This window comes from Pantoea sp. Lij88, from assembly GCF_030062155.1.
Taxonomy (GTDB): domain Bacteria; phylum Pseudomonadota; class Gammaproteobacteria; order Enterobacterales; family Enterobacteriaceae; genus Pantoea.
On the sequence record NZ_CP118268.1, the window covers coordinates 113227 to 126439 of the forward strand.

The window sequence follows — 13213 nt, forward strand, 5'->3', positions numbered from 1 at the left end:
GTTGAACTCATCAGCGCAGCGGCGCATTAACCTGCAACGCATCCAGCTCGCGCGCATCGTGACTGCAGAAAAAGGTGATTTCGCCGCCGCGCTGGCAGGAGAGTTCACGGAGTCGCTGCTGGTTGTGGCGCCTGGCCTCGTTGTCCATCGCCATCATCCACTGGTAAAAGCGCAGTCCTGGCGTGCAGTGCCGCGTCGGTTGCCGCATTTCGCCGCGGTAGAACCAGGCATCGCCGCCGTGCAGCAGCCAGCCCTCGGGTTGCTGAATGGCAATGCCTGCATGGCCCGGCGTATGGCCCGCCAGCGGCACCAGTAAAATCTCCGGCGGTAGGTCACGCAGGCCGTTAACCGCCTCGAAACCAAACCACTTTTCACCCTGCGGCTGATAGGTCTCCCAGTTGCTGATACCCCCCCATTGTCCGGGACGATAGCGCTCGCGCGACAGCCAGCTATGACGCTGGTGGGCGGTATCAACCTCCTGCTGCATCAGATGGATGCGCGCCTGCGGAAAATCGGTCAGTCCGCCCGCGTGATCAAAATCGAGATGAGTCAGAATAATATGCCGCACATCATCAGCCCGGAAACCCAGCGCCCTTATCTGTGACAGGGCAGTGAGCTCGCTGCGGCGCTGAATGTTATTCAGCGCCCGGAAAAAGCCGGACAGGCGACTGCCGGGCGTATGAATATCCTGACAACCAAAGCCGGTATCCACCAGCACCAGCCCGCTCCGGTCTGTCTCTATCAGCAGGCAGTGACACACCAGATGCGCCTTCAGGCCTTTACTGAATCCATCGTAGAATGCGCCGCCCATCGGGCACATACAGCCACAGTTAAGATGGTGAATTTTCATCGGGCCTCCATAGTCTCTTCGGCAAAAGTGCCGCGTAGCGCGCGTCTGTCCGGCGTGCTACTTATCAGCATGGCTATAGAGTGTAGAGAGGGTTGTAACAACAGGCGAAGCGGTGAAGCGGATAACCGGGCAAAAAAGCCGGTTATCCGCCAGAAAGCAGAGGGTTAACTGTGAAACAGCGGGAAAGCACCGGTCAGCAGACCGCCCGCCATCAGCACCAGACTGACCAGAATCCCCCACTTGATCGCAAAGCGCTGGTGGTCGCCGATATCGACCTTCGCCAGTCCCACCAGCAGGTAGACCGACGGCACCAGCGGGCTCAGCAGGTGGAAAGGCTGACCAACAATTGAAGCGCGGGCGATCTCTTCGGCAGTAATGCCATAGCTGGCCGCCGTCTGAGCGATAACCGGCAGGATGCCAAAGTAGAACGCATCATTCGACATGAAGAAGGTGAATGGCAGGCTGACCAGCGCGGTGAATACCGCCAGGTACGGCCCGAAGCTGTGCGGGATCACTGCCAGCAGACTCTTCGCCATTGCATCCACCATGCCGGTGCCGGAGAGGATACCGGTGAAAATACCGGCGGCAAAAATCAGCGCGGTGACCGCCAGCACGTTACCGGCATGGGAGCTGATGCGGGCTTTCTGCTCCTCCAGCGTCGGATAGTTGAGCATCACAGCAATCGCGAACGCCAGCATAAACAGGATCTGAATCGGCATTAAACCAATCACCAGCAGCACCAGCAGCACGGTGGTCAGGATGAAGTTAGGCCAGAACATCTTCGGACGACGGTTGGCGGCGCACTCTTCGGCATCGCCCAGACCCAGCTCAATGTTGTCGAGATGGTGATCTTTCATGGTCATTACGCCTAACCGCTTACGCTCACGCAGGCCAAACAGCACCGCCATCGCCACCAGGCTGACGCAGGCAAAGAACATGGCTGGCAGCATCGGTATAAAGATGTCCAGTGCGTCAATGCGCAGGGCCGCCGCTGCACGGGCCGTCGGGCCGCCCCAGGGGGAGAGGTTCATGATGCCGCTGGCGAGGTTGACCAGACAGGTCATCATCAGCACGTTCATGCCCAGCCGGTGATAGAGCGGCAGGAACGCGGCGATAGCAATCATGTAAGTGGTCGAGCTGTCACCATCCAGTGAGACCAGTAGCGTCAGTATCGCCGTTCCGACCAGCACTTTCAGGGGATCGCCGCGCACCATCCGGAGAATAAAGCGCACCAGCGGGTCAAACAGGCCGGCATCGATCATCAGACCGAAGTAGAGAATGGAGAAGGTCAGCATCACGCCGGTAGGCGCCAGCTTTTTGACGCCATCCAGCATCATGTCACCCAGCCCTGCGTAAAAACCCCCAATCAGCGCAAAGATGGTGGGTATCAGGATCAGCGCAATCAAGGCTGACATGCGTTTGGTCATGATTAAATACATGAAGCAAACGACCATCGTAAAACCCAGTATTGTCAGCAAAATAACAGCCCTCGCATGGCGTAAAAGTAATGAAAAGGTTACGAAAAGCCAGGAAAATTCAGGTTATTACTTAGCATGGTAACGATTAACCTGTTGTTTTAATTAACCCTGCACTGAAGGATGATATTAAATTGTTGTCAGGATTTAGCATTTCTTTAACAAAGAAGAGTGATCACGATCATCTTTAAACGAATCTTAAACGAGATTGTGTGACTGGGATCAAAGGGTGACGAAGTGTAACCGGGGATGTCGGGCCAGCAGGGGGCTGAATCAGGTGGGCTGGATGCGACAGAAACAGGATAAACGGCTGAGGCAGGATGCTCAGCCGGTTAAAGGTATTAATTGCCTAACAGCTGGATAATCATTTCAGGCGTTTTGTTCGCCATTTTGCTGACGGCCGTCTGGCCCTGCTGAATGATCTGGTTGCGTGCCAGCTGGCTGGCTTCTTCAGCATAGTCCGCATCCTGTATGCGGCTACGAGCCGCTGAGGTATCCACGCCCTGCTGGGCCAGCACATTACGGTTCGATTCGTAGCGGTTTATCTTCGCGCCATAGGTCGACTGATAACTGCTGATTTTCGCCAGCGCGCTATCCAGTGCCTTCATGGTGCCGGAGATGTCATCACTGTTCAGCAGCGTGGTGTTATTCAGCCCCAGCGTTTTGGTGTCTGACGGCGTAGCGGGGATGCTATCCGACTGCACGGGCTGACCATAATCGGCGCTGGTAACCACTTCCAGAGGGCGACTCTCATGTGGCGGCGTGGCGGGTATACCTTTGGGTTCCGGCAGCAATCCCCAGGTCAGATTACCGGTGAAGGAGCCATTGCCCACGACCACTACAATCAAATCTTCGTTTACGGTATCCAGCGTGATGCGCTCAAGCCGGTTACTGGTAATGGTCCCGTTATTGAAATCGCCGCTGGCAACATCCTCATAACGGTCGCCGTCACCGCTATAGGTGATGTTCATGCCGTTGTAGGTGCTGCTGTTACTGCCCGCCAGCGCCCAGCTCGGGCCGCCTTCGAGCAGCTGCGAACTGTCATACGCCGCCCCATTATCAAAACCGTTATTGCTGGTCAGCAGGCGGGTATCCGCGCTCGCCGCATTCGTAATGCCTTTACTGGCCCAGGTGTAGTCGGGCGCGCTGCCGTCCAGCGGGGTACCGACCAGATGTTTACCATCGCGGGTAAAAAGCTGGAGATCGTCATCCATACCCAGCGAGTCGATGGTGATGCTTATCGATGTTGAGCCTGCCGGAATATAGGCCAGCGGGATCACACCCGAGGTAAAGGAGTAATTCTTACCCGGCACCGGAAACTTCGTGTTGATAGGATCAACATTACCCAGTTTTGCCGGTGGCAGATCGGGATTATTGGTCGCCAGCGGATAACGCCCGAAAATCTCAGTGTGGTCAGCGATGTCGTTGATGCCTGCCAGAATCTGCTGATAGGCACCGTTGACGCTCTGCCGATCCGCGTCCGACAGCGTACCGTTGGCGGCCTGAACCGACAGCGTGCGCGCCTGGATAAGAAGATCGACGATGCTGCCAAGCCCGCCACTGGCGGTCTGGGAATAGCTGATGGCGTCATTGAGGCCGCGCGCCACCGCTGCATCGGCGTTGATATTGGCCGTCATGCGGTTGGCAATGGCCTGACCCGCCGCGTCATCTTTCGCACTGTTAATCCGCATCCCTGATGATAACCGTTCAACCGTTCGTCCCAGAACAGAGTCAGTGCTGTACCGCGTTTTGTTCGTAATGGCGGCGGGTTCGTTATGGTTAATCGTTAACATGGTCGCTTCGAACAGGGAGTGGAGTCTCTGTTTTATCGGCAGGATAATAAGCAGCTTTAATCTCTTCGGCGACGAAAACGCAGGGCTGGCGCGGTTAAATGGTCAACAGGCTGATGGCTAACTGTTTTTAAGATAAAAAAAATTAATGTTTAAATCCGAACAGGAGAGGAACCTGCTGCGCCGGAACGCAGCAGGCGAGGGCAAATCAGTTAAAGACCATGCCGCCGTCAATCAGCAGTGACTGACCGGTCATGTAATCGGAGTCGGGACTGGCCAGATAAGCGACGCAGGCGGCGACATCTTCCGGTTCAGACAGACGTCCCAGCGTAATGCGTTTCGCAAATTCTTCAGTGCCGTATCCGGCCGGTTTTCCGGCGGCTTCAGAAATCTGCCGGTCAATCTCTTCCCACATTGGCGTTCTGACAATGCCAGGGCAGAAGGCGTTGACCGTAATACCGGCCGGGGCCAGATCGCGCGCGGCGGTCTGCGTCAGGCCGCGCACGGCAAACTTACTGGAGCTGTAAACCGCCAGCTCCGGATTGCCGACGTGACCCGCCTGCGAACAGGCGTTGATGATTTTGCCGCCGTGTCCTTCAGCAGCAAACGCTTTAATCGCGGCCTGCATGCCCCAGATGACCCCTTTAACATTGACGTTGTAGACCATGTCGACCACCGCTTCGGTGATCTCAGCAATCGGCGTGGAAGGTGCAATACCGGCGTTATTGACGATGACGTCAAATCCGCCCAGCGTGCGACGCGCCTCTTCTACGGCATCCATTACCTGATCGCGCTGCGAGACATCGACTTTCAATGCAATCGCTTTACCACCCTGCTGATTAATCTTCTCCGCAACCTGGCGCGCCGTCTCCTGATTGAAATCGGCCACCGCTACCGACAGCCCATCTTTTGCCAGGCGCAGGGCGATCGCTTCACCAATGCCCTGGCCTGCGCCGGTCACAAATGCCACTCTGTTTTTCATCATGATGTCCTTTTTGAGAAATTAAAGAAGCTGGCTCAGATGCAGCTGACCCATCAGCAGCGGGTTGTCGGCGTAATCAACCGGCACCGCCACCACCGCAGGACCCTGAACATCCATCGCTTTGCGCAGCGTCGGCTCCAGCTCTGCCGCGCTGGTCACCGCAAAGCCCGCTGCCCCAAATGCTTCGGCGTAGGCTTTGAAATCGACCGGGCCAAAATTGACGCCCGAGACGCGGTGATATTTTTTCTCTTCCTGCATCGCCACCATGTTGTAGGCGTTATCGACCCAGACGATGTGCAGAATATTGGCTTTTAAGCGGACGGCCGTTTCCAGCTCCATGCTGGACTGCAGGAAGCCGCCATCGCCTGAAACCGACACCACTTTTCGCTGCGGATCGACCAGCCAGGCGCCAATCGCCCACGGCAGCGCGACGCCCATGGTCTGCTGACCGTTGGAGATCATGATCTGGCGGGCGCGGAAGCTATAGAGATAGCGGGCGATCCAGATGTGGAAACTGCCCATATCGACGGTGAGGCTGACGTCGCTGTTAATAATGTCCTGCATAGCGCGCACGATGCGCAGCGGATGCAGGGCAAACTGATTGAGGCTGGCACCCTGCATCGCCAGCAATTTGCGCTGCTGCTGACGATCCTCGAGGATGCTGGCCGCTTCTGATGTCAGCTGCAGCGGCGCGGAAATGCGCGTAGCCAGTTTACGCACCGTGGCGGCGATATCGCCCACCAGCTCGGCATCCGGCAGATAGCGGTTGTCGGTCTCTGCAGGTATCACGTCGATGTGAATCAGGGTTGCGTTGCCGCTGTTCCACATCGCCGGTTCATATTCCACCGGGCTGTAGCCGATGGTGATGATCAGGTCGGCCTGTTGCAGCAGCCGGTCGCCCGCCTGGTTGTTAAACAGCCCGACGCGCCCGGCGAAGCGTGAGAAGTGATCCTGTCTGACCGCGCCCGCAGCCTGGTAGGTGCTGGTGACCGGAATGTGGCTGCGGGTCAGCAGATCGTGAATCGCTTCACTGTTCTCTGGCTGGCTTGCCATCAATCCCAGCAGGATGACCGGATTTTTAGCCCCGGCAATCGCCTGGCTGACCGCGTCGATCATCGCATCAGGCGCGGCACCCAGCACCGGACGGCCTTTGCTGCTTAGCGCTTTGCCGGTCACCGGCTGATCGACAATATCCTGCGGCAGGCTGATAAAGGCACCGCCGCCCCGGCCATGCTCGGCGTGGCGAAACGCATTCGACAGGCATTCAGACAGCGCAGAGGGATCGGTCACCTCAACTGCATATTTGGTGATCGGGCGAAACATGGAAACGGTGTCCATGCTCTGATGAACCTGCTTGGCACTGTCGGAGCGTTTCACCTGGCCGCCGATGGCGACCACCGGATCGCCTTCGCTGGTGGCGGTGGCCATGCCGGTAATCAGGTTCGAGCAGCCCGGTCCGGAGGTGACCAGCGCTACGCCCGCGTTGCCGGTGAGGCGGCCAACGGCTGCGGCCATAAACGCGGCGTTGGCTTCATGGCGAACCGGGATGGTCTGGATGGATGAGTCCAGCAGCGAGTCAAAAACCTTATCGATTTTTGCGCCAGGGATGCCAAAGACATGCTGGACGCCCTGCGCCTCAAGCTGCGCAACGACCAGGTCAGCGCCGCAGGTCCAGAGCGTGGTATCGGTTGGATTTTTCATCGTCATTCCTCTGATTAGCTTTCTACCGCACGGATCGCGGCGTCAAGATTGGCGGGGTTCAGGTCGGCATTGAGAAAGTCACTGTCCTGCGGCAGATCCACGACCAGCTTGCTGATGGCACCAAAAGTCAGGGTGCCCTGTTCCAGCGCGTAATCGAGAATGTGGCCGCCGCCTTCGCGGTCGTCGGTAATAAAATGTTCGTGATAGCCCGCCACGTTAATGCCCTGCATATACTGCGGCGTCCGGAATCCGATCAGTTCGCCCGCGCGCTGACTAAAGGAAAAGGTCGGCTGATCGCCCAGCACTTCCGGCATGGAGCGATAGGGGCGGCACTGACACGGCACGGTGCGGGTGTCGACGCGGCTGAAGCGACCGCTGATGCGCAGCGCGCAGAACTGGTTATCGGAGGTGATTTCGCTGTCGATCACCCGATGGATTTCCTCGCGCGACATCGGCCGGTCAAACTCAAACAGATGTTGTGGCTTAAAGAAGGTCATCACTGCAAACGGGGTTTTCTGCGCCGGATCGGCCGGATGCGCACTGCCATCGGCGTGCAACTGATAGACCTTGCTGTCAAACGCGATCAGCTCGCCATCCAGCCGGTTAAAGGTGCCCAGACCGAAATCGCCTTTGCGCAGCAGGTCGGCAATCCTGACGTTGCCATCGTAGACGCCGCTCAGCAATGCACTCATTAAAGAGGTCTGATAGATAACGCTTTCTGGTGCATCCTGGGAAAGCGTTAAGACAGTATGTTTTAATTGATCCTCACAGGAACAATCAGTTACACAATTGCTCATTTGATGCCTCGTCGTTTAACCGTTAAGCCATGTTAACCTAATGGTGAACCGATTCAGTCGGTGGGTCCAATAGCGAAACCTGTTAACTTTGAGACGTTTTTGATATGGAACTTCGCCATCTGCGTTATTTTGTTGCCGTAGCCGAGACGCTTCACTTCACCCGGGCTGCTGAAATGCTGGGAATTTCGCAGCCGCCGCTGAGTCAGCAGATACTCAGGCTGGAACAGGAGATTGGTACACCGTTGCTGAAGCGGCTGACGCGTGGCGTGGAACTCACGGAAGCGGGGGAAGCATTTCTGGCCGATGCCCGGCAGATTGTGCAGCTGGCCGATCAGGCGCTGGAGAATGCACGTGGTATTGCGCGCGGGATCAGCGGGCAGCTGTCGCTGGGATTTGCCAGCTCGGTGGCGTTTAATCCGCGCATCTTCACCCTGATCCGCCAGTTTAAAGAGCGTTACCCGGCGATGGATTTGCTGACCCGCGAAGAGAATATGTCTCTGCTGATGCAGGATCTGCAGGAGGGATTGCTGGATGCTGCCTTTATCCGGCTGCCGTGCGAAAGCAGCAAGGCGTTTAATCTGCGCGTCATCTCCACCGAAAAGATGCTGATTGCGCTGCCGCGCAGTCATCCCCTCAGCGGCACGCCCACCGTGGCGCTCTCCGCGCTGGCGGATGAAACCCTGATAATTTTCCCGCGTGATGTCTCGCCCAGCCTGTATGAGCTGATTGTCACTGCCTGCCTGCGGGCCGGCTTTTCCCGCCACACCTTCCAGCAGGCGCCGCAGATCACCACATCACTGGGTATGGTCGCGGCGGGCTGCGGAATTGCGCTGGTGCCGGAGTCGATGCGCTGCGTTGATAACCCCGAAGTGAGCTTCTGTGATATCGAAAACAACACGCTGTTTACCGACGTGGCTTTTGCCTGGCGTCGGCATCACCCGTCAAAAGCGGTGCTTCATCTGCTGGCGTTGCTGGCGGAACACCCTCCGGCACCCGATAAAGCGGGTTGATAAGCGCCAGCTATTGTACTGAAAACAATAACCAACTGGCGGCGGCAGGGCCGGGATGCCAATAATCACTGCATGACTACATACCGCGTAAGAGTCGGGTATCACAACCCGTCAGCCCTGACATTCAGGCAACTGGATGAAATTCTGGAGCCGCAGCGATTCTGGAGAACAGATTCGGCCGGCGGCCAGTTCCGCTATTTCATGGAGTATGAGTACCAGTCTGACGTACGCGACCTCTGTTCGGTCTGCTCGCTGGCCTACAGTCAGGCGTGCAAAGTCAGAAAGTGCCCACTGATTCTGGTCGAGGTGATGAACTGAATGCGCCCGGCGATCCCGCTGCTCTCAGCCACGATCGCCGGGCGTTGTTTTACTTTGAACGGCGCTCCATCATCAGACTTAATGCCGCAGGCAGCACCGTTAGCGTGACCAGCGTTCCACTGACCAGACCGCCAATAATCGCCAGCGCCATTGGCCCCCAGAATACCTGGTGGGCGATGGGGATCATACCGAGGATCGCAGCGCATGCGGTCAGCAGGATGGGACGCGCACGGTGATGGGCGGCCTGCCGGATGGCTTCTCCTGCGGGCAGGCCAGCACGGCTGTTCGCATCCACCTCACTGATCATAATCACTGCGTTACGGATGATGATCCCCGCCAGCGCAATGATCCCCAGCAGCGCCACAAACCCCAGCGGTGTTCCCGCCGGAAGCATCGCGGATACGATGCCGGGCAGGCCAAACGGGGCCATGCTCAGCGCCAGCAGCATGCCTGAGAAGCGTTGCAGCTGAATCATCAGCAGGACCAGCATGGCGCAGATCGTCACCGGCAGCAGGGCAAACACCGAACCGTTGCCTTTGTCCGACTCCGCCGCTACGCCACCTTCTTCAATACCGTACCCGGCAGGCAATGAGGCGCGCAGCGCGGCGACACGTGGGGCGAGCTGTTGCGAGACCTGTTCGGCCCGCTCACCGGGTGCGATATCGGTCTGCACGGTGATGTAAGAGAGTCGCTGACGTCGCCAGATCACCGGATCATCCACACCCCAGTTCAGCGTCGCCACCTGCCGCAACGGAATCTTCTGTCCGCTGGCATTGGTGATCATCAATCCCTCCAGCGTGTCCGTGTTCTGCCGCTCCGCGTCATTGCTGCGCAGTACCACATCGATCAGCCGGTTATGATCGCGCAGGGTAGTCACCACGCTGCCGGACATCAGGGTGTTCAGCGCGGTGGCGATGGTGTCGGATGAGAGCCCGGCGGCGCGGGCGGCCGTCTGATTCACCGCCAGCGTCATGACCCGTTCTGGTTCCCCGGCGGTCAGATTGACCTCACGGGTCAGCGGAGAGCGGGCGATCAGCGCCGCCAGCTGACTGGCCGCCTGCCGGACCTTGTCATTGTTCGGGCCGGTGATGCGATATTTCAGCGGCCAGCCGACCGGTGGCCCCAGCTCCAGCGGCGATATCCGGGTCGTGATGTCACTGAAATCCTTTGTCAGCTTCTGCTCCAGCCGGTTGCGCAGCCGATCGCGTGCCGCCAGATCTTTCGCCACCACCACCAGCTGCGCGATATTTTCATTATCCAGCAGCACCTCCATCGGCAGATAGAAGCGTATCGCGCCTGAACCCACGTAGCTGGTGAAGTTCGCCACATCCCGGTCATTACGCAGCATCTGTTCCAGCTGTGCGGTACGGCGCATGGTTTCAGCCTGAGCCGCGCTGGCGGGTAACGTCAGGCTGACCAGCAGTTCGGGACGATCTGACGACGGGAAAAATTCACCCTGCATAAAGGTCGTGGCGTAAAGGCTGACCAGCAGCACTGCCAGCGCCGCGCCAGTCGTCACCAGCCGGTTGCGCAGAATCACCTCCAGCAGACGATGATAGCTGCGCGTCAGTATGCCCGGCGGCTGGTGGGCCTTGATTTGCTTGCGGGAGAGCAGCCAGCAGCCGGTAAGCGGAGAGAAGATGATTGCGACCACCCAGGAGCAGAGCAGCGCCAGGGTAATCACCACAAATAGTGAGTAGCAATATTCCCCGGCACTGGAGGCGGCGAATCCGACCGGGATGAAACCGGCGATCATCACCAGCGTGCCGGTCAGCATCGGAAAGGCGGTCGTTTTAAACGCATATGTCGCGGCCTGCCACTTGCTGTCGCCCGCTTCGAGTCGCGCCACCATCGCCTCGACGGTGATCATGGCGTCATCCACCAGCAACCCAAGCGCGATAATCAGTGCGCCAAGCGAGATGCGCTGAAGTCCGATGCCTGCCAGCAACATCCCGGTAAACGTCATCGCCAGCACCAGCGGGATGGCCGCCGCTACCACCAGACCGGCACGCAGCCCCAGCGAGACAAAGGAGACGGCTAATACGATGACGATCGCTTCGCCCAGTATCCTGACAAAGCCGCTGACCGCGTTTTTCACTACTGAAGACTGGTCGGCCACGCGGGTCATAGTGATGCCGTGCGGTAACTGCGCGGCCAGTGTCTGCATACGCTCATTCAGCTGTTTGCCAAAATCGAGCATGTTGCCGCTGGCGGCCATGGAGATCGCCAGCCCGATAGCCGGAACGCCGTTAACCCGAAAAGTGGGAGCCGGAGGCTCAGCAGGCTGGAGGCTGATGGTGGCCAGATCGGTCAGCGGGATGAAACGCTCGCCGATGTGCAGGGTTATCGCCTGCAGACTGTCGACCGAGGTCAGGGTGCCACTGACCCGCAGCGCGATGTTCTCGCGGTCGGTACGCAGGCTGCCCGCAGGCACTACGTCGTTCTGCGCTTTGATAGCATCGCTGACCTGCTGTAAATCGAGTCCCATACCGTTCAGCTTGCGCGGGGAAAAGGCGATAACCACCTGCTGCTCCTGAACACCCAGCAGCGTGGTTTTGCCGATGTCGGGCAGACTGGCCAGACTGCGACGCAGGTTATCGACCCGATCGCGCAGCTCTCTGGCCGAAAATCCATCTGCCGTGAAGCCATAAATCGTGCCGAAGGTGTCATCAAATTCGTCATTAACCGCCGGACCCTGTACACCCTGTGGCAGTGAAGGGGCAACGTCATGCATCTTTTTACGCAGTTGATACCAGATGCCGGCCACCTGTGACGGCGGCGTGTCATCGCGCAGGTTGACATAGATTACCGTCTGACCGGCGCGGGTTTCGCTCTCAACCGCATCCAGCGACGGGATCTCCTGCACTTTCTGTTCCAGCACGTCTGTGAGCAGTTGGACCGTGGTGTTCACGTCAGCGCCGGGCCATTGGGCCGAAACCACCGCCGTTTTGATGGTAAACGCCGGGTCTTCGTTGCGTGACAGACGTTCATAGCTCAGCACACCCGCCGCCATCACCAGCAGCATGAAAAAGATCACCAGTTGCTGATGCGCCAGCGCCCAGCCGGAGAGGTTAAAGCCTGTCGATTTTTTCATGGTGCCTCCTGCGCCAGTGCGACTTTCTGGCCAGGCTGCAGGGTGCCAACACCGGCGGTGACGATGCGCTCGCCAGGTCGGATCCCGGCGGTAACAAAGATCTGCTGCGCGTTAAAGCGTGCCAGCACCACCGGACGAAGCTGCAGACGTGACGATGCATCAACGACCAGCAGCGCGGGTTTTTCGGCGAAACGGGTCAGGGCGCTGGCGGGCAGGGCGATGACAGGGGGTTGCGCATCCGGAAGGCTGACAATGACGGTGGCACCGGGTGCCATCGCCTCAGGTGGCTGATTGAGTGAGATACGCAGCCGCCACGTACGGGTCTGCGGATCGGCCTGCGGGCTGATGTCACGCACCGTACCGCTGGCCTGCACAGCAGGATCGGCGAGCAGCGTCACCTTCAGTGGTGTCCTGTCGTCTGGTCGAAAAAGCGCAGGCGTGGTCAGGTCAAACACCGCATCGCGTGCATCCCCTGCGGCCAGCGTCATCACGTTTTGCCCGGCGCTGACCACCTGACCGGGCTGAACCGAAATGGCGGTGATACGGCCTGCGGCGGGGGCCGTCAGCTGAGTCCAGCTGAGGTTATCCTGGGCATTTTTCAGAGCCGCTTCGCTGCTGAGACGGCGTGACTGCGCGCTCTGCCAGTCCGCCTGGGCGCTATCCAGCTGGGTGCGGGCGATGGCACCGCCGGGCATCAGCAGCCGCATCCGGTGGAGGTTAAGCGCGGCGACCCGCTCGGCGGCGCGGGCGCTGTCGAGATCGGCCTGTGCGCTACTCAGCTGATTACGTGACTGATCGTTTTCCAGCGCGGCCAGCGGTTGCCCGACGCTGACGTGATCGCCCAGCTCAACCGCACGACTCACGACGCGTCCATCCAGCCTGAAGGCCAGTGCGACCTCTTCATGGGCCCGGATTTCGCCGGTCAGCACCCGCGACGCATCACTGCTGAGCGGCGGCGCAATCACGGTTTTAACCGGGCGAAGCGGAGCGGCTGGCGGGGCACTATTGTTGTCCCGGCAGCCGGTCATAATGAACACGCCGAGGAGCACGAACACGATCGGCGCAATGACGTGAACACTGAAGAGGTGGCGCCACACCTGGCGTGCAGCATCCGATAAGAAGTCTGTCATAACCGGGTTCCTTTAATGAGTTGTGCTCATTGAACCCGGCTTGTGTCCAGAAACGTTCCATGAACC

10 protein-coding genes are annotated in these 13213 nt (G+C 58.7%); 2 read left to right on the top strand and 8 right to left on the bottom strand.

All coding sequences use genetic code 11. The features are described from left to right. Positions 1–10 precede the first annotated feature (10 nt). The 6 genes from PU624_RS03655 to budA all read right to left on the bottom strand — a co-directional run bounded on the left by PU624_RS03655 (position 11) and on the right by budA (position 7595). Complete coding sequence (locus PU624_RS03655) at positions 11–850, bottom strand: MBL fold metallo-hydrolase (RefSeq protein WP_283545199.1); 840 nt, start codon at positions 848–850, stop codon at positions 11–13. Positions 851–1014: 164 nt separating this feature from the next. Continuing rightward, complete coding sequence (locus PU624_RS03660; RefSeq protein WP_283545200.1) at positions 1015–2328, bottom strand: CitMHS family transporter; 1314 nt, start codon at positions 2326–2328, stop codon at positions 1015–1017. A gap of 338 nt (positions 2329–2666) precedes the next feature. Further along, positions 2667–4118 (bottom strand): flagellin N-terminal helical domain-containing protein, encoded by a 1452-nt coding sequence (locus tag PU624_RS03665; RefSeq protein WP_283545201.1) that lies wholly within the window; start codon positions 4116–4118, stop codon positions 2667–2669. Positions 4119–4323: 205 nt separating this feature from the next. Next, positions 4324–5097 carry a (S)-acetoin forming diacetyl reductase gene (locus PU624_RS03670; protein WP_283545299.1) on the bottom strand — a complete coding sequence of 258 codons (774 nt, stop codon included), beginning with the start codon at positions 5095–5097 and terminating at the stop codon, positions 4324–4326. A gap of 21 nt (positions 5098–5118) precedes the next feature. Continuing rightward, entirely contained in the window at positions 5119–6798 is a 1680-nt protein-coding gene (gene alsS / locus PU624_RS03675; protein WP_283545202.1) for an acetolactate synthase AlsS, read from the bottom strand. A 14-nt stretch (positions 6799–6812) separates the two neighbouring features. Next, positions 6813–7595 (bottom strand): acetolactate decarboxylase, encoded by a 783-nt coding sequence (gene budA, locus PU624_RS03680; RefSeq protein WP_283545203.1) that lies wholly within the window; start codon positions 7593–7595, stop codon positions 6813–6815. Positions 7596–7699: 104 nt separating this feature from the next. Here budA and PU624_RS03685 point away from each other — a divergent pair, with 104 nt between their 5' ends. Continuing rightward, positions 7700–8605, top strand: coding sequence for a LysR family transcriptional regulator (locus PU624_RS03685; RefSeq protein ID WP_283545204.1), 906 nt, complete (start codon positions 7700–7702; stop codon positions 8603–8605). 72 nt (positions 8606–8677) lie between these two features. Further along, positions 8678–8923: a hypothetical protein gene (locus PU624_RS03690; protein ID WP_013356609.1), complete on the top strand. Its 246-nt coding sequence runs from the start codon at positions 8678–8680 to the stop codon at positions 8921–8923. 49 nt (positions 8924–8972) lie between these two features. On the opposite strand, the gene PU624_RS03695 is transcribed toward PU624_RS03690, so the two are convergent. Both PU624_RS03695 and PU624_RS03700 read right to left on the bottom strand, forming a co-directional pair. Then, positions 8973–12017, bottom strand: a complete 3045-nt coding sequence (locus PU624_RS03695) for an efflux RND transporter permease subunit (RefSeq protein WP_283545205.1) — start codon at positions 12015–12017, stop codon at positions 8973–8975. Further along, on the bottom strand, positions 12014–13147 hold the full coding sequence (locus PU624_RS03700; RefSeq protein ID WP_283545206.1) for an efflux RND transporter periplasmic adaptor subunit: 1134 nt from the start codon (positions 13145–13147) through the stop codon (positions 12014–12016). Before PU624_RS03700 ends, PU624_RS03695 begins: the two co-directional genes overlap by 4 nt. Positions 13148–13213 lie beyond the last annotated feature (66 nt).

Excerpts from the sequence above, each read along its gene's own strand:
- PU624_RS03655 (WP_283545199.1), bottom strand. The coding sequence starts at position 850 with ATGAAAATTCACCATCTTAACTGTGGCTGTATGTGCCCGATGGGCGGC.
- PU624_RS03665 (WP_283545201.1), bottom strand. The coding sequence starts at position 4,118 with ATGTTAACGATTAACCATAACGAACCCGCCGCCATTACGAACAAAACG.
- PU624_RS03670 (WP_283545299.1), bottom strand. The coding sequence starts at position 5,097 with ATGAAAAACAGAGTGGCATTTGTGACCGGCGCAGGCCAGGGCATTGGT.
- alsS (WP_283545202.1), bottom strand. The coding sequence starts at position 6,798 with ATGAAAAATCCAACCGATACCACGCTCTGGACCTGCGGCGCTGACCTG.
- budA (WP_283545203.1), bottom strand. The coding sequence starts at position 7,595 with ATGAGCAATTGTGTAACTGATTGTTCCTGTGAGGATCAATTAAAACAT.
- PU624_RS03685 (WP_283545204.1), top strand. The coding sequence starts at position 7,700 with ATGGAACTTCGCCATCTGCGTTATTTTGTTGCCGTAGCCGAGACGCTT.
- PU624_RS03690 (WP_013356609.1), top strand. The coding sequence starts at position 8,678 with ATGACTACATACCGCGTAAGAGTCGGGTATCACAACCCGTCAGCCCTG.
- PU624_RS03695 (WP_283545205.1), bottom strand. The coding sequence starts at position 12,017 with ATGAAAAAATCGACAGGCTTTAACCTCTCCGGCTGGGCGCTGGCGCAT.
- PU624_RS03700 (WP_283545206.1), bottom strand. The coding sequence starts at position 13,147 with ATGACAGACTTCTTATCGGATGCTGCACGCCAGGTGTGGCGCCACCTC.